This window comes from Acidovorax sp. GW821-FHT09A11, assembly GCF_059418365.1.
In genome coordinates, this window is sequence record NZ_JBWKPS010000002.1 from 307,379 (window position 1) to 329,336 (window position 21,958).

At 69.8% G+C, this 21,958-nt stretch carries 21 protein-coding genes; 12 read left to right on the forward strand and 9 right to left on the reverse strand.

What is annotated here, in order from left to right; genetic code table 11:
• Nucleotides 1-7 precede the first annotated feature (7 nt).
• A complete protein-coding gene (locus AC07PV_RS05465) occupies nt 8-913 on the reverse strand; it encodes an IspD/TarI family cytidylyltransferase (protein WP_218294210.1) in 906 nt (301 codons plus the stop codon).
• A 96-nt stretch (nt 914-1,009) separates the two neighbouring features.
• On the opposite strand from AC07PV_RS05465, the gene mfd reads away from it, so the two are divergent.
• The 3 genes from mfd to AC07PV_RS05480 all read left to right on the forward strand — a co-directional run bounded on the left by mfd (nt 1,010) and on the right by AC07PV_RS05480 (nt 6,425).
• The gene (gene mfd / locus AC07PV_RS05470) at nt 1,010-4,483 is read left to right on the forward strand and encodes a transcription-repair coupling factor (protein WP_494629648.1); all 3,474 of its coding nucleotides are present in this window, start codon (nt 1,010-1,012) and stop codon (nt 4,481-4,483) included.
• A gap of 81 nt (nt 4,484-4,564) precedes the next feature.
• Nucleotides 4,565-5,242 carry a hypothetical protein gene (locus AC07PV_RS05475; RefSeq protein WP_218294208.1) on the forward strand — a complete coding sequence of 226 codons (678 nt, stop codon included), beginning with the start codon at nt 4,565-4,567 and terminating at the stop codon, nt 5,240-5,242.
• A gap of 202 nt (nt 5,243-5,444) precedes the next feature.
• The gene (locus AC07PV_RS05480; protein ID WP_494629649.1) at nt 5,445-6,425 is read left to right on the forward strand and encodes a Bug family tripartite tricarboxylate transporter substrate binding protein; all 981 of its coding nucleotides are present in this window, start codon (nt 5,445-5,447) and stop codon (nt 6,423-6,425) included.
• Between the two features lie 128 nt (nt 6,426-6,553).
• Here the strand turns inward: AC07PV_RS05480 and AC07PV_RS05485 are convergent, their stop codons facing one another.
• Entirely contained in the window at nt 6,554-6,853 is a 300-nt protein-coding gene (locus tag AC07PV_RS05485) for a hypothetical protein (protein WP_218294206.1), read from the reverse strand.
• 211 nt (nt 6,854-7,064) lie between these two features.
• Here AC07PV_RS05485 and AC07PV_RS05490 point away from each other — a divergent pair, with 211 nt between their 5' ends.
• A complete protein-coding gene (locus AC07PV_RS05490) occupies nt 7,065-9,422 on the forward strand; it encodes a DNA polymerase II (protein WP_494629857.1) in 2,358 nt (785 codons plus the stop codon).
• 107 nt (nt 9,423-9,529) lie between these two features.
• Here the strand turns inward: AC07PV_RS05490 and AC07PV_RS05495 are convergent, their stop codons facing one another.
• Together AC07PV_RS05495 and AC07PV_RS05500 are read right to left on the reverse strand one after the other, a co-directional pair.
• A complete protein-coding gene (locus AC07PV_RS05495) occupies nt 9,530-11,056 on the reverse strand; it encodes a carotenoid oxygenase family protein (RefSeq protein ID WP_494629651.1) in 1,527 nt (508 codons plus the stop codon).
• Between the two features lie 77 nt (nt 11,057-11,133).
• Nucleotides 11,134-12,762 carry a serine hydrolase domain-containing protein gene (locus tag AC07PV_RS05500; RefSeq protein ID WP_494629652.1) on the reverse strand — a complete coding sequence of 543 codons (1,629 nt, stop codon included), beginning with the start codon at nt 12,760-12,762 and terminating at the stop codon, nt 11,134-11,136.
• A 214-nt stretch (nt 12,763-12,976) separates the two neighbouring features.
• Here AC07PV_RS05500 and serB point away from each other — a divergent pair, with 214 nt between their 5' ends.
• The 5 genes from serB (at nt 12,977) to AC07PV_RS05525 (ending at nt 18,058) form a co-directional block, all read left to right on the forward strand.
• Nucleotides 12,977-13,690, forward strand: a complete 714-nt coding sequence (serB, locus tag AC07PV_RS05505; protein ID WP_218294204.1) for a phosphoserine phosphatase SerB — start codon at nt 12,977-12,979, stop codon at nt 13,688-13,690.
• Between the two features lie 32 nt (nt 13,691-13,722).
• A complete protein-coding gene (locus AC07PV_RS05510; protein ID WP_218294203.1) occupies nt 13,723-14,319 on the forward strand; it encodes a redoxin domain-containing protein in 597 nt (198 codons plus the stop codon).
• A 158-nt stretch (nt 14,320-14,477) separates the two neighbouring features.
• On the forward strand, nt 14,478-14,942 hold the full coding sequence (locus AC07PV_RS05515) for a (2Fe-2S)-binding protein (RefSeq protein ID WP_494629653.1): 465 nt from the start codon (nt 14,478-14,480) through the stop codon (nt 14,940-14,942).
• Nucleotides 14,939-17,038 (forward strand): xanthine dehydrogenase family protein molybdopterin-binding subunit, encoded by a 2,100-nt coding sequence (locus tag AC07PV_RS05520; protein ID WP_492255022.1) that lies wholly within the window; start codon nt 14,939-14,941, stop codon nt 17,036-17,038. The genes AC07PV_RS05515 and AC07PV_RS05520 overlap by 4 nt, the downstream gene beginning before the upstream one ends.
• Before the next feature lie 24 nt (nt 17,039-17,062).
• Nucleotides 17,063-18,058, forward strand: a complete 996-nt coding sequence (locus AC07PV_RS05525) for a helix-turn-helix transcriptional regulator (RefSeq protein ID WP_494594858.1) — start codon at nt 17,063-17,065, stop codon at nt 18,056-18,058.
• A 69-nt stretch (nt 18,059-18,127) separates the two neighbouring features.
• On the opposite strand, the gene AC07PV_RS05530 is transcribed toward AC07PV_RS05525, so the two are convergent.
• Nucleotides 18,128-18,628, reverse strand: a complete 501-nt coding sequence (locus AC07PV_RS05530; RefSeq protein WP_218294199.1) for an RrF2 family transcriptional regulator — start codon at nt 18,626-18,628, stop codon at nt 18,128-18,130.
• A 90-nt stretch (nt 18,629-18,718) separates the two neighbouring features.
• Here AC07PV_RS05530 and ytfE point away from each other — a divergent pair, with 90 nt between their 5' ends.
• Complete coding sequence (gene ytfE, locus AC07PV_RS05535) at nt 18,719-19,468, forward strand: iron-sulfur cluster repair protein YtfE (protein WP_492255019.1); 750 nt, start codon at nt 18,719-18,721, stop codon at nt 19,466-19,468.
• 17 nt (nt 19,469-19,485) lie between these two features.
• On the forward strand, nt 19,486-19,938 hold the full coding sequence (locus tag AC07PV_RS05540; protein WP_218340834.1) for a group III truncated hemoglobin: 453 nt from the start codon (nt 19,486-19,488) through the stop codon (nt 19,936-19,938).
• Nucleotides 19,939-19,989: 51 nt separating this feature from the next.
• Here the strand turns inward: AC07PV_RS05540 and AC07PV_RS05545 are convergent, their stop codons facing one another.
• Nucleotides 19,990-20,163, reverse strand: a complete 174-nt coding sequence (locus tag AC07PV_RS05545; protein ID WP_218294196.1) for a LiaI-LiaF-like domain-containing protein — start codon at nt 20,161-20,163, stop codon at nt 19,990-19,992.
• Between the two features lie 262 nt (nt 20,164-20,425).
• Here AC07PV_RS05545 and AC07PV_RS05550 point away from each other — a divergent pair, with 262 nt between their 5' ends.
• On the forward strand, nt 20,426-20,632 hold the full coding sequence (locus AC07PV_RS05550; protein WP_218294195.1) for a hypothetical protein: 207 nt from the start codon (nt 20,426-20,428) through the stop codon (nt 20,630-20,632).
• 154 nt (nt 20,633-20,786) lie between these two features.
• Here AC07PV_RS05550 and AC07PV_RS05555 read toward each other — a convergent pair whose 3' ends face one another.
• Genes AC07PV_RS05555 through AC07PV_RS05565 form a run of 3 tightly spaced genes read right to left on the reverse strand, consistent with a single transcriptional unit; the run spans nt 20,787 to nt 21,879 of the window.
• On the reverse strand, nt 20,787-21,014 hold the full coding sequence (locus AC07PV_RS05555; RefSeq protein WP_218340833.1) for a DUF3820 family protein: 228 nt from the start codon (nt 21,012-21,014) through the stop codon (nt 20,787-20,789).
• 35 nt (nt 21,015-21,049) lie between these two features.
• Nucleotides 21,050-21,412 carry a translation initiation factor Sui1 gene (locus tag AC07PV_RS05560; RefSeq protein WP_494629655.1) on the reverse strand — a complete coding sequence of 121 codons (363 nt, stop codon included), beginning with the start codon at nt 21,410-21,412 and terminating at the stop codon, nt 21,050-21,052.
• Nucleotides 21,409-21,879 carry a DUF2721 domain-containing protein gene (locus AC07PV_RS05565; RefSeq protein WP_218294192.1) on the reverse strand — a complete coding sequence of 157 codons (471 nt, stop codon included), beginning with the start codon at nt 21,877-21,879 and terminating at the stop codon, nt 21,409-21,411. The genes AC07PV_RS05560 and AC07PV_RS05565 overlap by 4 nt, the downstream gene beginning before the upstream one ends.
• Between the last annotated feature and the right edge of the window lie 79 nt (nt 21,880-21,958).

The following is a 21,958-nucleotide window of genomic DNA, read 5'->3' on the forward strand; positions in this document are numbered from 1 at the left end:
GGCAGGCTCAGAAAATCGTCTTGCGCCCCGTCTCGGTCGCCCCCTGCCCGCGTTCGCCACCAAAGCGGGCCAGCGTGGTGCCATGGCCGCGCTGCGCCAGCACGGCCTCGGCCAGCGCGAAATCGTCGGGGTAGGTGACCTTGAAGTTCTGCGCGCCGCCGGGCACCAGGCGCGGGTGCAGGCCCATGGCTTCCATGGCGCTGGCCTCGTCGGTCACGTTCGATCCCACCTTGTCGAGCGCGTCCATCAGGGGGCCTATGCGGAACATCTGCGGCGTCTGCGCCAGCCACTTGTTGCTGCGGTCCACGGTGGAGGCCACGCGCACGCCCCCGGGGCCGTCGATCGAGGTCTTGAGCGTGTCGGCCAGCTGGTGTGCGAGCAAGCCGCCCACGCTGTCCTGCGCGCACACATCGATCAGGTGGTCGATCTGCGCCGTGGTGACCAGGCAGCGCGCCGCATCGTGCACCAGCACCCAGTCATCCCGCTGCGCGCCCCGCGCGAGCAGCGCCCGCAGGCCGCCCAGCACCGTATCGGCGCGCGTGGGGCCGCCGCATTCGACCGCGAAGTACGCCGGGTGCGCATGCGCATCCAGGAAACGGTCGCCCGGCGCCACGGCCACCAGCGTGCCCAGCAGCCGGCCCACCCCGGCAAAGGCCGCCAGCGTGTGCAGCACCATGGGATGCCCCGCCACCAGGTGGTATTGCTTGGGCAACGCAGCGACGGGTGGTGCCGCCGCCTCGGACGCGGAAAAGACCCCCAGCGTGGACCCGGCAGACAGGCCCGGGGCCGGCACCATTGCCGCAGGCGGGGCCGCCACGGCGCGCGACCCCGTTCCCGCGCAGGGCACCAGCGCCCAGAAACGTCCGTGGGCGGACAAGGGAACGAGGGGTGTTGGCAACAGCACAGCAGTCATGGCCCGCCCATTCTAGAATCTCCGGTTGCCCACCCGTGCGGCCTGCGTGCGTTTTGTGCGCCAGGGGATGCCGTGGGCCCAGACGACACAGCGCGCATGGAACTGCCCAAACTCTCCCCCGGAAAACGCTTCACCCTGCCCCGCCCCGTGGGCAGCGCCGATTCGCTGCTGCTGGCCCGCCTGGCCGAGCGCGACAAGGCCGCCGGCCGCACCACCGCCATCGTCACGGCCGATGCCACCGATGCGCAGCGCCTCATCGAGGAAATGGCGTTCTTCGCGCCCACGCTGCGCTGCGCGCTCTTCCCGGACTGGGAGACGCTGCCCTACGACACCTTCTCGCCGCACCAGGACCTGATCAGCGAGCGGCTGGCCACCCTCTGGCGCATCAGCCAGAAGGACAAGGACACCGGGGCCGACGTGGTGCTGGTGCCCGCCACCACGGCGCTGTACCGCCTGGCGCCGCCGTCCTTCCTGGCCGGCTACACCTTCCATTTCAAGGTCAAGCAAAAGCTCGACGAGGCAAAGTTCAAGGCCCAGCTCACGCTGGCGGGCTACAGCCACGTCTCGCAGGTGGTGAGCCCGGGCGAGTACGCGGTGCGCGGCGGACTGATCGACCTGTTCCCCATGGGCTCGCTGGTGCCGTACCGGGTGGACCTGTTCGACGATGAGATCGACAGCATCCGCACCTTCGATCCCGACAGCCAGCGCAGCCTGTACCCCGTGCCCGAGGTGCGCCTCTTGCCCGGCCGCGAGTTCCCCATGGACGATGAGGCGCGCGCCAAGTTCCGCAGCCGCTGGCGCGAGATGCTCGAGGGCGACCCGACCAAGAGCCGCATCTACAAGGACATGGGCGCGGGCGTGGCCACGGCCGGCATCGAGTACTACCTGCCGCTGTTCTTCGATGAAACAGCGACGGTGTTCGACTACCTCGGGTCAGAAGCCACCGTGGTGCTGCACGGCGACCTGGAGCCCGCCTTCCAGCGCTTCTGGCAGGACACGAAAGACCGCTTCCGACTGGTGCAGGGCGATCCCGAGCGCCCGGTGCTGCCGCCCGAGGAGCTGTTCCTCTCGGCCGACCAGTTCTACACGCGCGCCAAGGAGCATGCGCAGCTGTCCATCCGCCCCGGCGTGGAGGACGTGGATGACAACCCGCACTTCCACAAGCTCGGCGACCTGTCGGTGGTGCGCGGGGCCGAGGACCCGCTGGCCCGCCTGCACGCGCACATCCGCAACACGCAACACCGCGTGCTGCTGCTGGCCGAAAGCGCCGGCCGGCGCGAGAGCCTGCTCGACTTTCTGCGCGCCAGCGGGGTGAACCCGCCGGCCTTCGACTCGCTGGCCGAGTTCCAGGGCACGGCCGACGAAAAGGTGGGCATTGCCACCGCAGGCCTCACGGTGGGCTTCAGCTGGGTCGAGGACGGCATCGACTTCGTCACCGAGACCGAGCTGTTTGCCGCCGGCCCCACCACGCGCCGGCGCAAGAAGCAGGAGCAGGTGAGCGACGTCGAGGCGCTGATCAAGGACCTGGCCGAGCTCAACGTAGGCGACCCCGTGGTGCACAGCGCGCACGGCATCGGCCGCTACCGCGGCCTGGTCAACATGGACGTGGGCAACAAGAACCCCGACGGCACGCCCGCCATGCAGGAGTTCCTGCACCTGGAATACGCCGACAAGGCCGTGCTCTACGTGCCTGTGAGCCAGCTGCAGCTGATCAGCCGCTACACCGGCGTGAGTGCCGACGAGGCGCCGCTGCACAAGCTGGGCAGCGGCCAATGGGAAAAGGCCAAGCGCAAGGCCGCCGAGCAGGTGCGCGACAGCGCGGCCGAGCTGCTCAACATCTACGCCCGCCGCGCCGCGCGCGAGGGCCATGCCTTCCGCTACAGCCCGCAGGACTACGAGACCTTTGCCAACGACTTCGGCTTCGAGGAGACGGCCGACCAGAACGCCGCCATCCACGCGGTGATCCAGGACATGATCAGCCCCCGCCCCATGGACCGCCTGGTCTGCGGCGACGTGGGCTTCGGCAAGACCGAGGTGGCCCTGCGCGCGGCCTTCGTGGCCGTCACGGGCGGCAAGCAGGTGGCCTTCCTCGCGCCCACCACGCTGCTGGCCGAGCAGCACTACCAGACGCTGGTGGACCGCTTCAGCAAATGGCCGGTGAAGGTGGCCGAGGTGTCGCGCTTTCGCTCGGGCAAGGAGATCACCTCGGCCATCAAGGGCATCGGCGACGGCACGGTGGACATCGTGGTGGGCACGCACAAGCTGCTCTCCGAATCCACCAAGTTCCACAACCTGGGCCTGCTCATCATCGACGAGGAACACCGCTTCGGCGTGCGCCACAAGGAGCAAATGAAGGCCCTGCGCGCCGAGGTGGACGTGCTGACGCTGACGGCCACACCCATACCGCGCACGCTGGGCATGGCGCTCGAAGGCCTGCGCGACCTGTCGGTCATCGCCACCGCGCCGCAGCGGCGTCTGGCGATCAAGACCTTCGTGCGCAACGAGGGCACGGGCGTGATCCGCGAGGCGGTGCTGCGCGAACTCAAGCGCGGCGGGCAGGTCTACTTCCTGCACAACGAGGTGGAGACCATCGAGAACCGCCGCCAGAAGCTCGAAGAGATACTGCCCGAGGCCCGTATCGCCGTGGCCCATGGCCAGATGCCGGAGCGCGAACTGGAGCGCGTGATGCGCGACTTCGTGGCCCAGCGCTACAACATCCTCCTGTGCTCGACCATCATCGAGACCGGCATCGACGTGCCCACGGCCAACACCATCATCATGAGCCGCGCCGACAAGTTCGGCCTGGCGCAGCTGCACCAGCTGCGCGGGCGCGTGGGCCGCAGCCACCACCAGGCGTATGCCTACCTCATGGTGCCCGACACCGAGGGCCTGACCAAGCACGCCGCCCAGCGCCTGGATGCCATCCAGCAGATGGAGGAACTGGGCAGCGGCTTCTACCTGGCCATGCACGACCTGGAGATCCGCGGCGCCGGCGAGGTGCTGGGCGAGAACCAGAGCGGCAACATGCTGGAGGTGGGTTTCCAGCTGTACAACGAGATGCTGAACGAAGCCGTCAAGGCACTCAAGGCCGGCAAGGAGCCGGACCTGCTCAGCCCCCTGAGCGTCACCACCGACATCAACCTGCACGCCCCCGCCCTGCTGCCCGACGACTACTGCGGCGACGTGCACCTGCGCCTGTCGTTCTACAAGAAGCTGGCCACCGCCAAGAACCCCGACCAGATCGACGGCCTGCTCGAAGAGATCGTGGACCGCTTCGGCAAGCTGCCGCCGCAGGCCCAGACCCTGATCGACGTGCACCGCCTGCGCGTGCTGAGCCAGCCCTACGGCGTGGTGAAGGTCGATGCCGCCCCGGGCGTGATCCACATCACCTTCAAGCCCCAGCCGCCCATCGACCCGATGCGCATCATCGAGCTCATCCAGAAGAACAAGCACATCAAGCTGGCAGGCAACGAGAAGCTGCGCATCGAGCGCGAGCTCAAGGACCCCAAGGACCGCGCGCAGATGGTGCGGGACATCCTGCGCTCGCTGGGGCAGCCGGTGGTGGCCTAGCGCGTGCAGACATGATTCGAATGGGCCTCCAGCGCTTATCCATCAAGCTCCAGAAGCTATCAAAACAATAGCAATTTAGAAATGGAAGCCGCCCTGGCCCTGATCGCCCTGGTTGCCGCGCTGGCCGCCCGGCCCTGGCGGCTGCTGGCCAGCCGAAAGCCCCTGGCGCATGAGGCAGGGCACGGCGCCCCCGCCCCGCTGTGGACGCCGCTGCTGGCCACGCTCGTCCTGCTGCCCTGGGTCTGGGCCCTGCCCACGCTGCACCAGATGCCGTTGCAACTGCAGTGGTCGGGCGCGTGCCTGGTACTGCTCATGCTGGGTTGGCCGCTGGCCGTGCCGACGCTGCTGGCGGTGGGCGCCATCGCTGCGTGGGTCTCGCCCGGCCTGGGCGGATGGGATGCGCTGGGCATCGCCGTGTGGCAGGGCGTGGTGCCCGCCACGCTGGCGCTGCTGCTGGGCGTGGCGCTGCGCCGCCTGGCGGGGGCCCGATCGCTCGCGGGCGTGCGCGCCTTCGTCTATGTGCTGGGCCGGGGGTTTCTGGGCACTGCGCTGTGCCTGTTCGTGGCGGGCACCCTGTCGCAATGGAGCGGCCACACGCTGCCCGGTGTGGGCGACCAGCTCTCGCTCGTGGCGCGCTGGCTGATGGCCTGGGGCGACGCGGTGGTCACCGGCATGCTGTGCGCGGTGTTCGTGGCGTTCAAGCCCGAATGGCTGGCCACCTGGTCGGACGATCTGTACCTGCATCAGAAAAAGGGCTGAAACGCTTTTTCATTCAGCGCAAGCAGCTATCAAAAAAAGAGCAAACGTGCGCTTCGAGGGGCCTCTTCCTGGCGTGCTGGGAGGTCTGGTGCAGGAATTGCTTGAGAACGGAACACGCGGTATACCTGCGAAAAGGCGATGCCCATCCGCGCCCGCGGGGGCTCGCCTGGCGTGCTGTCCGTCCACCCTTGGGAGCTGTTCCATGCAATTTCGACGTCTTGCCCCGGCCCTGGCCTGTACCGTTCTTTCGCTGTATTGCGCAGCCTCTGCCTGGGCCCAGGGCACCTACCCCGACCGCCCCGTCAAGGTCATCGTGGCGCTTCCCGCGGGCGGCAGTGCCGACATGATCGCGCGCGTGGTCACGCAGAAGATGGCGGCCGAGCTGGGCCAGCCCTTCGTGGTGGACAACAAGGCAGGCGCATCCGGGCAGATCGGCACGCCGCTGGTCTCGCGCGCCGCGCCCGATGGTTACACGCTGATGGTCTCGCCGGCGTCCTTCCTCACCACCAACAAGAGCATCTTCAAGACCCTGCCCTACGACCCCGAAGCCGACTTCGTGCCCGTCACCAAGTTCGTGAACCAGCCCATGGTGCTGGTGGTCAAGGACAAGCAGAAATTCCCCACCGTGGCCGCCGTGCTGGCCGCCGCCAAGGCCGCGCCGGGCAAGCTGACCTACGCCTCGTCGGGCGACGGCAGCCCGCAGCACCTGGCGGGGCTGATGTTCACCACCCGCACCAAAACCGACCTGCTGCACGTGCCCTACAAGGGCGGCGCCCCGGCCATCAACGACGCCCTGGCCGGCACGGTGGACATGCTGTTCGCCGTGCTGCCCGAGGCGCTGCCGCACATCCAGTCGGGCAAGCTGCATGCGCTGGGCCTGATGGCTTCGCAGCGCACCGCCACCCTGCCGCAGACGCCCACCATGGCCGAAGTGGGCGCGCCGGAGATGAACCTCTCGGCCTGGGTGGGCCTGCTGGCACCGGCCAAGACGCCCCAGCCCGTCATCGACCGGCTGCAGCGCGCCGCCCACGCCGCCCTGGCCGACCCTGACACCAAGGCCAAACTGGCCGCCAGCGGCATGGAAGTGGCGCCGGGCACCAGCCAGCAACTCAAGGACGCGATCACGCAGGAGATCAGGATCCATGCCGAGCTGGTGAAGGCGGCGGGGCTGGTGCCGCAGTAGGCCGCCGCCCTGGCGGACCTCCCACCCCGAAAGGCCTGCACCATCCCCGAAGAATCTACCCACACCCATGGATCTGGCACTCTGCGGACCTGCCGGGCTTCGGCAACCCCGTCAACGCGGCGGTACGGTCAGGGCTCGCGCAGCAACCGGGCATAGCGCCACAGCCCCCAGGCCACGCCCACGGCCAGGCCGATGGCCACGCTCCAGCCCACCGGGACACCGACTGCGAAGGCCAGCAGCAGCATCAGGCCCGCACTCACCAGCGAGATCAGCACCAGCGTCACGAAGTCGAAGTGCGCCACCGCCAGCGTGTCCTCGGCCACGCTGCGCTCCCGGCTTCCGCGCCTGTCGCGCTGGGACCGGAACAGCAGCACATCGACCACGAACTCGAAAAAGCCAACAACAATATCGACCAGGAAACTGAACATCGGAATGCTCCGTGCTTGCAGGGGCTGCCATCGTAGCGCCGGGCATCGCCGGCAAAGGCCCCACTCCGGGCCGGTGAATCAAGGCGCCAGCGCCACACCGGGTGAGCGTGGCGGGGCAACGGCATCCGCCCGCTGCTTCGGCGAGAATCAGCACCCCGACGATCTTCCCACCCCCTTGCGTGCCTTCTGCCTGCCCGTGGCCTCCATCCCCATGAAGGGCTTCGTCCTCACGCGCCACTGGCGGGACACACCGGCGGGCACCGAGATCGAGTACTGGCTGGCGACGGATGCCGGGCCGCTGAAGGTGCTGCTGACCGGCCAGACCTCGGTGGCCTTCGTCGAGGCGCGGCACCAGGGCACGGTGGACGCGCAGCTCCTGGCCCTGCCGGACGTGGAGCTGCGCGCGCTCGACCTCAGGAGCTTTCAGCAGGAGCCCGTGATCGGGGTCTACGCCAGGCACTATCGCCAGCTGGGGCGCCTGGCGCGCTCGCTGCAGCAGCTGGGCATCTCCCTGCTCGAAGCCGATGTGCGCCCGCACGAGCGCTACCTGATGGAACGCTTCATCACCGCCGGTGTGCAAGTGGAAGGCGGGCGCACCGAGAACGGCGCCCGCGTGGACTGCAGGCTGGCGCCCGCGCCCGGCTACCGGCCCACGCTGAAGGTCGTGTCGCTGGACATCGAGACCAGCCAGCACCAGGCGCTGTACTCCATCGCGCTCGACGGCGTGGCCGAGCGCGTGGTGTACATGCTGGGCGAGCCGCCCTCCGCACCCACGGAGCCACCGGGCTTTGCGCTCATCTACTGCCCCACCCGCCAAGCGATGATCGAGCAGCTCAACGACTGGTTCGAGCGCAACGACCCGGACGTGGTCATCGGCTGGAACGTGATCCAGTTCGACCTGCATGTGCTGCAAAAGACCGCCGACGAGTGCGCCACGCCGCTGCTGCCGGGCCGCGAGCGCCGGCCCATTGCCTGGCGCACGCACCCGGGCAAGCAGGGCTACCTCTTCGCGCCCATGCCCGGGCGGGTGGTCATCGACGGCATCGAGGCGCTGCGTGCGGCCGTGTGGAGCTTTGCGTCGTTCAGCCTCGAAAACGTCTCGCAGCAGCTGCTGGGCGAGGGCAAGGAGATCGGGGACGAGTACGACAAGATGGCCGAGATCGAGCGGCGCTACCAGCACGACAAGCCCGCGCTGGCCACCTACAACATCCGCGACTGCGAGCTGGTGCTGCGCATCTTCGAGAAGGCCCGGCTGCTGCAGTTCGTGATGGAGCGGGCCCACACCACCGGCCTGCAGATGGACCACTTCGGCGGCTCCATCGCCGCGTTCAGCCACCACTACCTGCCACGCATGCACCGCCTGGGGTACGTGGCCCCGAATGTGGGCGAGATCCAGGGCAAGTCCTCGCCCGGCGGCTACGTGATGGACTCCCGGCCCGGCTTCTACGACTCCGTGGTGGTGCTGGACTACAAGAGCCTGTACCCCTCGATCATCCGCACCTTCCTCGTCGACCCGGTGGGGTATGTGGAGGGCCTGCACGCCAGCGATGCGGCGCCGCTGATCCGGGGCCCGCTGGGCACGCGCTTCTCGCGCGACAGGCACTGCCTGCCGGAGATCGTCACCACCCTCTGGCACGCGCGCGACGAGGCCAAGCGCGCGAAGAACGAGCCCCTGTCCCAGGCGCTGAAGCTGGTGATGAACTCGTTCGCCGGCGTGCTCGGTGCGTCGGAATGCCGCTTCTTCAACCCGCAGGTGATCTCGGCGATCACCCTGCGCGGCCATGCGATGGTGAAAGCCACCCGCGACTTCGTGGAGCAGCGCGGCTACGAGGCCATCTACGGCGATACCGACTCCATCTTCATCTGGCTCAGGCGCACCCACACCAACGCCGAGGCGCACGCCGTGGCCGCGGGGTTGGTCAAGGACATCAACGCCTGGTGGACGCGCACCCTGCGCGAAGAGCAGGGTCTTGAGAACTACCTCGAGATCGAGTTCGACACGCACTACAGGAAGTTCTTCATGCCCACCATCCGCGGATCGGACGTGGGCAGCAAGAAGCGCTACGCCGGCCTGAGCGTGGACGTGCAGGGCAAGGAGGAGATGGTCTACCGCGGCCTGGAAATGGCCCGCAGCGACTGGACGCCCCTGGCCCGGCAGTTCCAGGAGGGCCTGCTCTCGCGCGTGTTCCAGGGCGCGCCCTACCGGGACTTCGTGGCCGGCTACGCGCAGGCCACCCTGGCCGGCGACAAGGACGACCTGCTCGTCTACCGCAAGCGCCTGCGCCACCGCCTGGACGCCTACGTCGCCAACGTGCCCCCGCAGGTGCGTGCGGCGCGCATGGCCGACGAGTACAACGCCCGCAGGGACCGGCCCCAGCAGTACCAGAGCGGTGGCTGGATCCGCTACGTCATGACCCGCAACGGGCCTGAGCCGCTGGAGGCGCGCCGTTCCCCCATCGACTACGGGCACTACCTCACCAAGCAGATCCAGCCGATCGCGGACGCCATCCTGCAGCCGCTGGGCGAGAGTTTCTCCCACCTGACCTCGGCCCAGCAGGACCTGTTCTAGCGCCGGCCACCTGGCTCGGCAAGGCGGGCCCAGGGCAAGGCACAAACCGCCGGGCGCACCGCGGCTACCGGCGCGGTGCGGTTGCGGTGCAGGTGAAGACGCTCATCTCAGGCCCGCTTCCACGCCGCATGGAAGCCGAACGGCACCACCTGCGGCAGGTGCAGCGTGGCCAGGCAGTGCATGCTGGCCGGGTCGACCACGCCGATCACCGTGCCGGTGTCGTCCTCGGCCAGCGTGGGCACCAGCAGCACGCCGTCGTCCTCGGCGCTGGAGCCGGGGCGGTCCACGAACAGGGGCTCCATCTGCACGGCGGCCTCGCGCTGCCAGGTGCCGGCGATGCGGCCGCCGTCCAGGTCCAGCTTCACGGTGCGGTCGAACATGGGGGTCTTGCCTTCGGGGTCGAAGCCCGCGAACCAGGCGTGGCGGGACTGCTTCCGGCCCCAGTAGGCGCCATGCACGGCGGGCAGCTCCACGCTGGCGCCTTCCACCAGCGTCCGGGGCTGCGCATCGCTGCGGCCGGGCTCCAGCCGGTAGCGCTGCACGCGGTGCTGCACGCCCACCGGCACCCCGGCGCGCAGGCGCTCCAGACGCAGGGCGCTGAAGATCTCGGGGCCATCGGTGGTGCACAGGTCCAGCACCAGCACGGGTGCGCCACGGCCGTCGGGGCTGGGCTCGTCCCAGGCCTGCACGGCATGAAAACCGGTCATCGCCGGCACGGCCCAGCTGCGCACGCTGCCGTCGATGAGCGAGATGGCGTCGATGCGCGAGCCCAGGGACTGGTTCCACGCAAAGCTGTCGATGAAACCCCTGCCCGACAGCGCCAGCTTGATCGCGTTGAGCCGCATGGCCGGCTGCCACACGATGGCATGGGTGGGCGTCATCGCAAACGCATGCAGGTAGCCGGCCTGACGCACGGACCAGCGCGCCAGCACCTCGCGCCGCCGGCTGCCCTGGACGATCTTGAACAGCTTGTAGGTGCACTGGGGGCCCACCTCCAGCCCCACGTTCCAGTAGGCGCCCTGCGCGTCCGTCATGCCATGGGCCGACATCACGTGGATCACCTCGGCATCGTCGTACACGATGCGCCCCGTGGTGGCCAGCGTGTCGGGATCGAAGCTGGTGAGCAGCGGCGTCTCGGTCTGCGCCACCCATTGCGAGCCGATGCGCGCCATCACCACCGCCCCGTTGTCCGTCACCTTGGGGTGGCGCAGGTGGCGCAAGCGCGTGAAGAAGCCCGCCGGGTCCGGCGTGCCAAAGGCCGCACGCGCCGGCTTGCGCGCCACCAGGCTTTCGCGCAGGTCGTCGGTCTGCAGGTAGCGGCTGCGGTAGGTGGCACTGGCCCCGCCCATGTCCCCCGGGGCCAGCCGTACCCGGTGCAGCATGGCCAGGCCATCGAACCAGTGTTCGTAGCTGCCGTGCGGCAGGTCCCACAGCGCCGGGCCGTTGAGCAGCAGGCTGCCGCCGATGAGCCATGGGGGAATCTGGCCGCGGATCTCGACCGGGGAGTCGGACATTTCACGGGCGATGGATTGGAGGCCGCGCAGGCGGCCCAGGGAGCTGGATGGCGCTGGTGCTGCGGACTGGGCGAGGGTCATGGGCTTCTGGTCGAAATGGCTGTTCAGGCGTCTTGGCACGGGTGTGCGTCCATCATGTCCCAAACCGGGCCAAGGCTGCAGTGGAAATTTGCCCAGGGAACTCGCACATGCCGCCCCTACCCGGCAGCCCGCCCCCGCACCTGCCCCCTGACCCCCCAGTTGTTCTCCAGCCCCACGTTCACCGCCTTCCCGCCATCCTCGAATGTCAGCGTGATGACGGTGACCTCCCCATCGGCCACCGAGCGCGAGATGAGCTGGAAGCTCTGCGCATCGAGCCAGTGGCCCTTGATGGCGATGACCCTGTCGGGGCCCTGCGGGGCGGGGCGGTACAGGCCGTCCAGGCCCAGGGGGCCGGCCACGGGCTCGCGCGGCAGCTCCGGACGGCCGGGATCGAACGTGACTTCATAGCGCGGATTGGCGGGGGTCAGGTCCAGCACCAGGCGCTGGATGCCCAGGGGGTTGCGCTCCAGCACCCAGGCCTTGCGCGAGACGGTGGCGGCCAGCTCGGGGGTGATGGCCGGGCTGGCGCTGGGCTTTTCCACCCCGGCGTCGCGGATGCGCGCGGCCAGCTGCTCCTGCGCGGCGCTGTCGGCGGGCAGCGGCTCGTGCGAGCGGGCCGCCGCAATGATCTGGTCGAGGAACGGAGGCAGCGGGTAGTTGCGCCGGCCCGTGACCGCCACGACCACGTCCAGGTCGGGCAGCACCACGATGAGCTGGCGGTTGAAGCCGGCCGTGAAGTAGGCGCGCCTGGACGGGATGCTCCACCAGCCGTTGGCGTACCTGAAGGCAGGCGCGGCGCTGCCGAAACCCATGTCCACCACCGGATTGAAGACCTGCTCCACCCAGGCGGCGGGCAGCAGCTGGCGGCCGTTCCACTGGCCCCGGCGCAGGTAGAGGTACCCGATGCGCGCCATGTCGCGCGGGTGCAGGTACAGGCCCCAGCCGCCCACTTCGATGCCCTGCGGGTCCTTGCGCCAGCGCACGTCGGTGATGCCCAGGGGGCCGAACAGGCGCTTTTGCGCATAGGCCAGGGTGCTGCCGCCGGTCTTGTGCGCGAGGATGGCCGAGAGCAGGTGGGTGTTGCCGCTGTTGTAGTTGAAGCCCGCGCCGGGCGCCTGGGCCATGGGCCGGTCAAGCACGAAGCCCTGCCAGTCGCGCGCGCGGGCCAGCTGCAGCATGGTCTCGGGCACGGCGTCGCTCAGCGGCTCGATCCAGTGCAGGCCCGAGGTCATGTCCAGCAGGTGGCCCAGGGTCATGGCCTGCTTGGCGGCATCGGCGCTGGCGACCTGGCGGCCTTCGAAGAAGTCGAGCACGGGCACGTCGCGCGAGGCGATCAGCCCGTCCTGGATGGCCATGCCGGTGAGCGTGGCGACGATGCCCTTGGTGGTGGAGTTGACGGCGTGCTGGAGCCCCTCGCGGTAGGGGGCGTAGAAGGCTTCGGCCACGAGGGTGCCGTGGCGCGTGACGAGCAGGCTGTCCATGCCCTGCGCGGCGCCGTAGCCGATGAGCCTGGCCAGCGCCGCGGAGTCCATGCCCTGGGCCTCGGGCGTGCTTTCGGCCCAGTCGTCGCCCGGCCATGGGGCCACGGCGGGGGCGGCCTGGGGTGCGGGCGCCGCGGCATCTTGCGCGGCCGCCACCGCGAAGGGTGCGGCGGCACCGGCCAGCAGCACGGCCGTGGCCTGCCTGCGGTTGATCGGTGCGGCGCCGGCCTGCCCAGCCGCCCTGCGTCCCCTGTGCATCGCCATCGCCTGCCTCCCTCCGTTGCATGTTGTGCGGGAATCATATGCGCCCGGCCGTGCGCGCTCCGGCCCGCTGTGCGGGGAGCGTTGCCGTTTTTCCACGCCGGCATCGCCAGCAGGCGCCGGGCCGATGCGGCCCTGCCCGCCTCCGCCCGAGCCCCGGGGCACGGGCGATACCATTGCGGGTTCCGATCTCCGCATTTGCCAAGAGCGCCCCGCCATGAAAAACGCCACCGAATTCGCCCCCGGCCTTGTTGTCCAGGGCATCGAACCCCCGCTGTCCCTGTCCGCCTACAAACTCATCGCGTTCGACATGGACTCCACCCTCATCAACATCGAGTGTGTGGACGAGATCGCCGATGCCGCCGGCCGCAAGGCCGAGGTGGCCGCCATCACCGAAGCCGCCATGCAGGGCATCATCACCGACTACAAGGAAAGCCTGCGCCAGCGCGTGGCCCTGCTCAAAGGCGTGACGGTGCAGCACATGGAGCAGGTGTTCAGCGAGCGCCTGCGCTTCAACCCCGGCGCCCAGGAGCTGATCACCGCCGCCAAGGCCGCGGGCCTGACCACGCTGCTGGTCTCGGGCGGCTTCACCTTCTTTGCCGACCGTGTGAAGGCCGGGCTGGGCATCGACTTCGCCCGCTCCAACATGCTGGAGGTGGACAACGGCCAGCTCACCGGCCGCATGGTGGACCAGGCCTGGGGCGACATCTGCGACGGCGCGGAAAAACGCCGCACGCTGCTGGAAGTGGCCTCGCTCATGGGCATTGCGCCATCCCAGGCCATCGCCGTGGGCGACGGCGCCAACGACCTGCCCATGATGGATGCCGCGGGCCTGTCGGTGGCCTACCACGCCAAGCCCGCCGTGCGTGCGCAGGCCAAGGTGGCCATCAACCAGGGCGGGCTGGACCGCCTGCTGGAAGTGCTGCGCTGATCCACAGTCCTTCGCCCGCGCATCGCCCCGCCATGCTCCGGTCCTTCTTCGCCCGCGCATGGTTCTCACTGCGCACTGGCTGGAAGCAGCACCTGGCCACCCTCGCGCTGGCGTGGATCGCCGTCGTGGCGGTGGACACCTGGCGCACGCGCGATCTGCCCCGGGGGCCCGCGCCCGATGCACTGCTGGTGATGGCATCCACCCCCACCGGCGCCACCACCACTCCGCCCGCCGGCACCACCCTGGCGCAATGGCGCGCGCAGCACCCCGGCCAGGCCGTGGCCCTGCATTTCTGGGCCGAATGGTGTGCGGTCTGCAAGCTGGAAGAGCCCGGCATCGCCAGCCTGTCCACCGACTGGCCCCTGCTGGGCGTGGCCATGCAATCGGGCAATGCCGAGCGGGTCGCGCAGGTGCAGCGCCAACGCGGCATGGCCTGGCCCACGGCGGTGGACCCGCAGGGCACGCTCTCGCGCAGCTGGGGCGTGCGCGCCGTGCCCGCGCTGGTGGTCATCGACGCCCAGGGCCAGGTGCGGTTCGCCACCTCGGGCTATACGCCGCAATGGGCGATGCGCCTGCGCCTGTGGTGGGCGCAGACCATGCCGCAGTGGAATGCAATGCTCCCGAAATAATAGCTACCAGCGCTTGAAGAATAAGCGCTAGCGGCCATTTTCATTCATATCCCTGGTGTGGCGAGCCCCTTGCCGCACCGGTCCGTCTGGCGCAGATCTTCAAGACCTGCCGCCCCTGCCTTTGCACACTGGCCTCCATACCACCACCGGAGGCCCGCATGCACATCACCCTGAACCAGCAACACCAGCCCGTGCCGCCCGGCTGGGAGGACGAACCCCTGCTCTGGCTGCTGCGCGAGCCGCTGGGCCTGGTCGGCACCCGCTTTGGCTGCGGCGTGGGCCAATGTGGCGCCTGCACGGTGCTCGTTGACGGGGTGGCGCAGCGCGCCTGCCTGCACACCGCACGCGGGCTGCAGGGGCGCGCCGTCACCACCGTCGAAGGGATGGCTGCGGGCGACGGCACGCTGCACCCCGTGCAACAGGCCTGGCTGGACCTGCGCGTGCCCCAGTGCGGCTACTGCCAGAGCGGCCAGATCATGGGCGCGGTGGCGCTGCTGCGCGCCACGCCCCGGCCCACCGATGCGCAGATCGACGCCGCCATGTCGGCCCACCTGTGCCGCTGCGGCACCCAGCACCGGGTGCGGGCGGCCATCCACCAGGCCGCCCAGGGCACCGCGCCATGAAGCGCCGCCAGTTTCTGGCCACCGCTGGCGCCGGGGCGCTCACGGTCACGCTGGCGGGCTGCTCGCTGGTGCCGGTGATCCCCCAGCGCCCCACCTCCACCGCCGATGACGCCCTGGGCTGGATACGCCACGAAGGCGGCCGCTACACGCTGTGGCTGCCCAGCACCGAGATGGGCCAGCAGATCAGCGCCGCGCTGCAAGGCCTGGCGGCCCAGGAGCTGGGCGTGCCGCCCGCGCAGGTGCACCTGCGGCTGCCTGCCACCACCGACATCGCCCGCATGCGCGCCACCGTGGGCAGCGCCAGCGTGCAGGACTTCGCCCTGCCGCTGGCACGCGCCTGCGCCACCCTGCGCGAGGCGCTGGCCCAGGGGCGGACCACGGGCACGCTCGGCGCGCGCGCCATCCCTGCCAGCGCCCTGCGCAGCCTGCAGCCGCGCGCAGGCGCCCGGCCGCCCGCCGCCCCGGCCCCCGGCCAGCTGCACGCCATCGTCACGGGCCAGCCCCTGTTCGCGGGCGACACGCGCCTGCCCGGGCTGCTGTACGGACGCGTGCTGCGCGCACCGGCGTCGGCCGAGCTGACCTCGCACCCCCGGTCCTTCGACGAGGCCGCCGCGCGCGCCGACCCCGCCTGCGTGGCCGTGCTGCAAAGCCCCCGCCTGCGGCAGATGGGCAGCCGGGGCCTGGGCATCGTGGCGCGCACGCCCGCCGCGCTCGACCGCATCGAGGCCGCGCTGGCCGTGCAGTGGGAGGTGGATGGCGCCTTCGGGCAGCCGGCCATCGACGAGCGCATCGACATCGACCAGCACCTGCGCCGTGGCCGCCTGCAGCATGCCGTGCGCCAGGACGACGTGCCCGGGGACACCCTGTGGACGCTGGACCTGCGCATGGACATCCCGCTGGCCGCCCACGCTCCCATCGAGCCCCGCAGCGCCACCGCGCAGTGGATGCCGCAGGAAGGCGAAGGCCCCGCGCTGCGCGTATGGGCGGGGACGCAGGACATGTTCTACATCCGCGACGTGCTCGCCCGCCAGCTCGGCCTGGAGGCGGGGCGCATCGCGGTGCAGGCCTGCCGCGTGGGTGGCGGCTTTGGCGGGCGCACGCTGTGCACGGTGGAGCTGGAAGCCGCCGTGCTCGCCCAGGCGGCGGGCGCGCCGGTCAAGGTGCAATGGAGCCGCGCGCAGGAATTTGCCCAGGGCTTCCAGCGCCCGCCGTCGAGCCACCGCATCCGCGCCCGCGTGCACCAGGGGCGCCTGACCCACTGGTGGCATGCCTTCGCCAGCAGCCACATCCTGTTCACGCCCGCCGCCATGCCGGTGTGGATGCAACGCCTGGCCGACCTGGCGGGCGACAGCGGCGTGGCGCGCGGCGCGCAGTTGCCGTATGGCGTGCCCCGGCAGCGCATCGAATTCACCGCCGCCCGGCTGCCCGTGCACACGGGCCCCTGGCGCGGCCTGGGCGCGGGGCCCAACACCCTGGCCGTGGAAAGCGCCATGGACGAATGCGCGCGCCTCGCGGGGGCCGACCCGCTGGACTGGCGCCTGCGCCACACCTCGGACACGCGCCTTGGCGCCGTGCTGGCGCAAGCCGCCAGCCACGCGCGCTGGGGCGAACGCCCCCGCAGCGACGCCACCACGCTGCGCGGCCGCGGCATCGCGGGCGGTATCTACAAGGGCGTGAGCTACGCCGCCGCAGTGGCCGATGTGGAGGTGCACCGGGGCACGGGCGAGGTGCGCGTGACCGCGATCTGGTGCGCCCACGACTGCGGCCTCGTCCTGCAGCCCGATGGCGTGCGCGCCCAGACCGAGGGCAACCTCGTCTGGTGCCTGGGCATGGTGCTGCTGGAGCAAGTCCCCGTGGCGCGTTCGGGCGTGGCGGCGGCCACCTTCGCCGACTATCCGCTGCCGCGCATGGGCGACGTGCCGCCGCTGCACGTGCACCTGGTGGACAGCCGCGAGCCCCCGACGGGCGCCGGCGAGACCGCCATGGTCGCGGGGGCGGGGGCCATCGCCAACGCGCTGCGCGACGCCACCGGCGTGCGGTTCACCCGCCTGCCCGTGCGCCGCGCGGACGTGCAACACGCGCTGGCCCCGCGCTAGGCCGCGCGGGCACAATCCGGCCCCATGCAAGACTTCGCCAGCGCCGCCATGGTCCGCCTGCTGGTGCGCGCCATGCACGCGCACGGCCTGGCGCCGCCGCCCGCGCCCCATGGCCTGCACGGCGGTCCCCAGGGCAGCCGCGTGCCCCTGGCCTGCAAGCGCGCGGTGGTGGAAGCCATCCTGCGGCAGGGCGGGCCCGCGATGCTGCTGCGGCTGGCCCAGCGGGTGGACCTGCTGCAAGGCGACCCCGTGCACCGGGCCCTGATGGGCGCCGCCGACATGGCCGCCCTGCTCGCCCGCTGGCAACGCCTGGAGCGCTACGTCCACTCCCGCCATCAGGTCAGCGTGCAGGCCCTGGGCCCAGGGCGCCTGCAACTGCGCCATCATGCACGCGCTGGCGTGGCCCAGCCGCCCCTGCCCACCGAAAGCCTCGCCGTGCTGGGTGTGCTGCTGGGCGCCGGAAAGGCCCTGGGCGTGCGCGCACTGGGGGTGGAGATGGCTGCGTCCCGCCTGCGATGGGATGCCGATGACCGGCGGGGAGGGGGACTGGACGGGGACCTGGACGGACGGCTCGCGCAACTCATGGCGCACGGCAAGGTGGACCAGTGGGTGCTGCACTGGCAAGCCAGCGGCGCACGCGCCCCCGAGGCACCACCGCCGAGTGCCGCCACCGGCCTGTGCGACCCCCTGCCCTGGCCGCCCCTCGCGCATGCGCTTGCCCGCCATGTGCTGCAAGACCCCGCCGCCCCGCACACCGTGGATGCGCTGGCGCGCCAGGCGGGGCTCGCGCGCCGCAGCCTGCAAAGGGCCTTGTCAGGCACCGGCCTGAGCTGCCGCAGCATCGTGGCGGAGGCCCGGGCCCGCGCCGCCGCGCAGTGGCTGCTGCAGGAGCGCCACGGCCTGGCGGAGATCGGTTTTGCCTGCGGCTTCGCGGACCAGCCGCATTTCACGCGCGAATTCGCGCGCCATGTGGGCCTGACCCCCGCCCGCTACCGGCAGGCGTTCGGGGAGCCGGGGTAACCCACCTCGATGACTATGTTTTTAATAGCACCTTGCGCTTGACAGTAAAGCGCCACAGCCCTTTTTCGCTCAGAATTCAACCCCATCCGGCGCGGCCCGCCGCGCGGCCCCGTTGCGAGGCACAGCCACGGTGGGCAGGGCGCCGAAGCCCAGGGCGGCGGCCTGTGGCGCCATCAGATCCTCCAGCGTCACGCCATCGAGCACCGCCAGGTAGGCCTGCATGGCCTGCCACAGCACGCCCTTGAGGCGGCAATGGCTGCTCAGGCGGCACTGGTTGGTGGCGGGGTCGAAACACTCCACCAGATTGAAATCCGTCTCGGTGGCCCGCACCACCGCGCCAATGTTGATGGTGCCCGCAGGCCGCATCAGCCGCATGCCGCCTCCCCGGCCGCGCGTCGTCTCCAGCAACCCCTGGGCGGACAGCTGCTGCACGATCTTCATCAGGTGGCTGCGCGAGATGCCGTAGCCCTGCGCCACCTCGGTGATGGTCACCGGCTGCTGGCGGCCTTCGGTGGCAGCGCAGTACATGAGCACCCGCAGCGTGTAGTCGGTCCATTGGGTCAGGCGCATGGGATTTGCCCCAGGTCAATTAAAAGATGCATCTACCGAGAATTTTATTGGATAAAATATTCACATCAAATGAATCTTTAAAGGATCGCCATGAACGCCCGCGTTGATCACCTGCAAACCGCCCACCCCGCACACGCGCCCCTCGGCGCGGATCAGCAGATCGGCCAGATTGCCGTGCAGCTGCCCGGCGCCACGGCGGTGTTCCGGCGGCTCAAGCTCGACTTCTGCTGCGGCGGGCAGGTCAGCCTGGCCCATGCCGCCGCCGAGAAGGGGCTGGACGCCCATGCCGTCCTGGCGGAACTGGCGGCCCTGCAGCGCAGCGACGCCTTGCCCGAAGCCGCCTCGCCCGGCGCGCTCATCGACCACATCCTGGCGCGCTACCATGAGGTGCACCGCGCCCAGTTGCCCGAACTGATCCGCATGGCCCGCCGCGTGGAAGCCGTGCACCGCGACAACCCCATGGTGCCTGCCGGGCTGGCCGACTTGCTGGAAGACATGCACGGTGAACTGCTTTCGCACATGGCCAAGGAGGAACAGGTGCTGTTTCCGATGCTCAAGGCCGGGGGCAACCCCTTCGTGGGCCAGCCCATCGGCATGATGCGTGCCGAGCACGTGGACCATGGCGCCGCGCTGGACAAGCTCAACGCCCTGACCAACGACGCCACGCCCCCCCAGGGCGCCTGCAACACCTGGCGCGCCCTGTATGCGGGCATCGCCCAGCTGGGTGACGACCTCGTCAACCACATCCACCTCGAAAACAACGTGCTGTTCCCGCCGTTCGAGGCAGGTGCGGCGGCCCCCTCGCAGGGTTGCGGTTCGTCGGGCTGCGGGTGCAGCTGAGCGGGAGCCGCACGGCCATGAGCGATCCGGCAGCCACGCCCCCCGGGAAGGCCTCGGCACCCAGCGTGCAGAGCATCACGCAACTGGTGCATGGCTTTTACGCCGATGTGCGGGCCGACCCGCTCCTGGGGCCCGTTTTCGACAAGGCACTGCACGGCCAGTGGGAGAACCACCTGCAGCGGCTTGTCGATTTCTGGAGCACGGTGGCGCTGGGCACGCGCAGCTTCCGCGGCGATGTCTTCGGCAAGCACATGGCGCTGGACGGCGTCACGCCAGCCCACTTCGCCGCCTGGGTAAGGCTGTGGCAGCACCACACCGAGCGCCTGTTCACGCCCGAGGTGGCGGACAGCCTGCAGGTGGCGGCGCATGGCATCGCGCGCAACCTGTTCCGGGGCTATTTCGGCAGCGACCCGGCCTTTGTGCCGCCGCGCGAAGACGACGGGCACGGCCCACGGCGGGCCGGCGGCTGACCCCGCGCGCGGGGCGATGGTCGGTGTTGCGGGTGCCCCGCGAACCCGGCCTTACTTGCCCTTGGTACCGGGCGTAAAGAACAGGGCCACGCCCACCGCGATCAGCGCGACCGGCCACCATACCCGCAGCAACTCGCGCAGGCTGATGCTGATCAGCCCCAGATTGGTCAGTAGAAAAAACACGCCCAGCACGACCAGGACGATCGCCGCAATATTGCCCTTCATGTGCATTCCCTCGGAGTGGTGAGTTGGTATCGAAGGCGATTATGGCGGCACGCAGACTCCCCAGGAGTCCCGCAGGCTCAATGCCGTGAAGCTGGCCGCCGCCGTGCCACTGGTGGCTCCCTGTGTCCGCCAGCCGGTTGTTTTGATCTCTATGCGCCAGCCCGGCGATACCCTCCCACCGGAGGCGCCAATGGCATTCCCCCAAGCCCATAGAACGGGTGGGAGTTCATACTGAGGCTCTCAGAAAAATCAGGAGAACAACGTGACCCAGAACACAGACATCGTCCTTGCACGAGGGCTCTATCGAGCCAGCGAACTCGCCTCGAAACAAGTGATAGAAGCCCAGAGCCTGGCGAAAGATCTGTTCCCCGGAGCCGACCACTCGCGCGCCGATATTCTCGCTATCGCGCAACTCATTGCGATCAACTACGCCAGCTTGCACAGCAGCACAGGCCAGCACAAGGGCTGAGGGGCGCACAGAACCACTTCCGGGGTGAGGCCTGTGGCCGGTGCAAGGACCGGCACGGGCTCGGCAGGTCTTCGTATGCCCTCGCCAATTCATGGGCCCATGCTGATCGCGCAGCAGGCAGGCAGGCAGGCAGGCAGGCGTGCGCGACCAGCGATCAAGTGTTCAGTTCGCGCGCCCCACGCAACGGTTTGAGCAGGTCCGACAGGCCGTTGTGGTCGATCTCGTGCATCAGTGCCAGCAGTTGCCCCAGCTCGCCTTTGGGGAAACCCTCGCGCGCAAACCAGTTCAGGTAGTTGCCCGGCAGATCGGCCAGCACCGTTCCCTTGTACTTGCCATAGGGCATCTCCAGGGTGACCAGGCGCTGCAGTTTTTCGGGATCCATCATGGTGCGGTGCCTTCTTTTCGTTTCAGGGGGCCTCAGCCTCCCGCGCGCTTGACCTTGTGGCCCAGCTTCTGGAGGGCGACCATCACGCGCTCCACATGGTCACCCTGCACTTCGATCACACCGTCCTTCACCGTCCCGCCGCTGCCGCAGGCGGCCTTGAGCTGCTTGCCCAGCTGCTCCAGCGCGGCACCGTCCACGAGCACGCCCTTGACCAGCGTCACGGCCTTGCCGCCGCGCCCCTTGGTTTCGCGCGACACGCGCACGATGCCGTCCCCCGTGGGCAGGGGTCTGTTCTGCTGGCAGGTGCACTGCGCCACGGGCTGGCGGCAGCCCGGGCACATGCGGCCGGAGTCGGTGGAATACACCAGGCCGCCCAGGTCGGCAAACGACTTCATGGCTTTTTACCTTCCACCTCTTGCTGCAGCATGTGGAAGTTGAGCAACCGCGTGGCCAGCAGCGTCTCGGTCAGGAAACACACCAGCGCCAGCAAGAACGACGCGACTCCCGCCAGGAAGCCCGCCACCGCCAGCCGGTTGGACTGAAAGTTGGTGGTCTCGCCCAGGAACAGCAGGATGATGGTGGTGCCGATCAGGAACGCGCAGAACGTGAGCAGCCCGATGCACCCGTTGGCCAGCCGCCCGCGCAGCCGCAGGTCTGCCAGCTCGCTGTAGGCGCGGGCCAGAAACTCGGGCTCGGTGTTGGCACGGGCGCGGTCTTCCACCACGCGGGCCCGGTCGATGATGCGGGCCAGCCGGCCCGCGACGGCGCCGATCATGCCGGACACGGCCGTGAGCAAAAACACGGGCGCCACCGCCAGCTGGATGCCGTGGGTGATGGCAGAGGAATCAAGGGTAAGGGCCATGGTGCGGGGAAAGACAAGGGAAAAACCGGCGAACCGCCGGTGCCTGATTATCAGGGCGGTGGCCACCCACGGGGCCCGC

Excerpts from the sequence above, each read along its gene's own strand:
- AC07PV_RS05465 (WP_218294210.1), bottom strand. The coding sequence starts at position 913 with ATGACTGCTGTGCTGTTGCCAACACCCCTCGTTCCCTTGTCCGCCCAC.
- mfd (WP_494629648.1), top strand. The coding sequence starts at position 1,010 with ATGGAACTGCCCAAACTCTCCCCCGGAAAACGCTTCACCCTGCCCCGC.
- AC07PV_RS05475 (WP_218294208.1), top strand. The coding sequence starts at position 4,565 with ATGGAAGCCGCCCTGGCCCTGATCGCCCTGGTTGCCGCGCTGGCCGCC.
- AC07PV_RS05480 (WP_494629649.1), top strand. The coding sequence starts at position 5,445 with ATGCAATTTCGACGTCTTGCCCCGGCCCTGGCCTGTACCGTTCTTTCG.
- AC07PV_RS05485 (WP_218294206.1), bottom strand. The coding sequence starts at position 6,853 with ATGTTCAGTTTCCTGGTCGATATTGTTGTTGGCTTTTTCGAGTTCGTG.
- AC07PV_RS05490 (WP_494629857.1), top strand. The coding sequence starts at position 7,065 with ATGAAGGGCTTCGTCCTCACGCGCCACTGGCGGGACACACCGGCGGGC.
- AC07PV_RS05500 (WP_494629652.1), bottom strand. The coding sequence starts at position 12,762 with ATGGCGATGCACAGGGGACGCAGGGCGGCTGGGCAGGCCGGCGCCGCA.
- serB (WP_218294204.1), top strand. The coding sequence starts at position 12,977 with ATGAAAAACGCCACCGAATTCGCCCCCGGCCTTGTTGTCCAGGGCATC.
- AC07PV_RS05510 (WP_218294203.1), top strand. The coding sequence starts at position 13,723 with ATGCTCCGGTCCTTCTTCGCCCGCGCATGGTTCTCACTGCGCACTGGC.
- AC07PV_RS05515 (WP_494629653.1), top strand. The coding sequence starts at position 14,478 with ATGCACATCACCCTGAACCAGCAACACCAGCCCGTGCCGCCCGGCTGG.
- AC07PV_RS05520 (WP_492255022.1), top strand. The coding sequence starts at position 14,939 with ATGAAGCGCCGCCAGTTTCTGGCCACCGCTGGCGCCGGGGCGCTCACG.
- AC07PV_RS05525 (WP_494594858.1), top strand. The coding sequence starts at position 17,063 with ATGCAAGACTTCGCCAGCGCCGCCATGGTCCGCCTGCTGGTGCGCGCC.
- AC07PV_RS05530 (WP_218294199.1), bottom strand. The coding sequence starts at position 18,628 with ATGCGCCTGACCCAATGGACCGACTACACGCTGCGGGTGCTCATGTAC.
- ytfE (WP_492255019.1), top strand. The coding sequence starts at position 18,719 with ATGAACGCCCGCGTTGATCACCTGCAAACCGCCCACCCCGCACACGCG.
- AC07PV_RS05540 (WP_218340834.1), top strand. The coding sequence starts at position 19,486 with ATGAGCGATCCGGCAGCCACGCCCCCCGGGAAGGCCTCGGCACCCAGC.
- AC07PV_RS05545 (WP_218294196.1), bottom strand. The coding sequence starts at position 20,163 with ATGAAGGGCAATATTGCGGCGATCGTCCTGGTCGTGCTGGGCGTGTTT.
- AC07PV_RS05555 (WP_218340833.1), bottom strand. The coding sequence starts at position 21,014 with ATGGATCCCGAAAAACTGCAGCGCCTGGTCACCCTGGAGATGCCCTAT.
- AC07PV_RS05560 (WP_494629655.1), bottom strand. The coding sequence starts at position 21,412 with ATGAAGTCGTTTGCCGACCTGGGCGGCCTGGTGTATTCCACCGACTCC.
- AC07PV_RS05565 (WP_218294192.1), bottom strand. The coding sequence starts at position 21,879 with ATGGCCCTTACCCTTGATTCCTCTGCCATCACCCACGGCATCCAGCTG.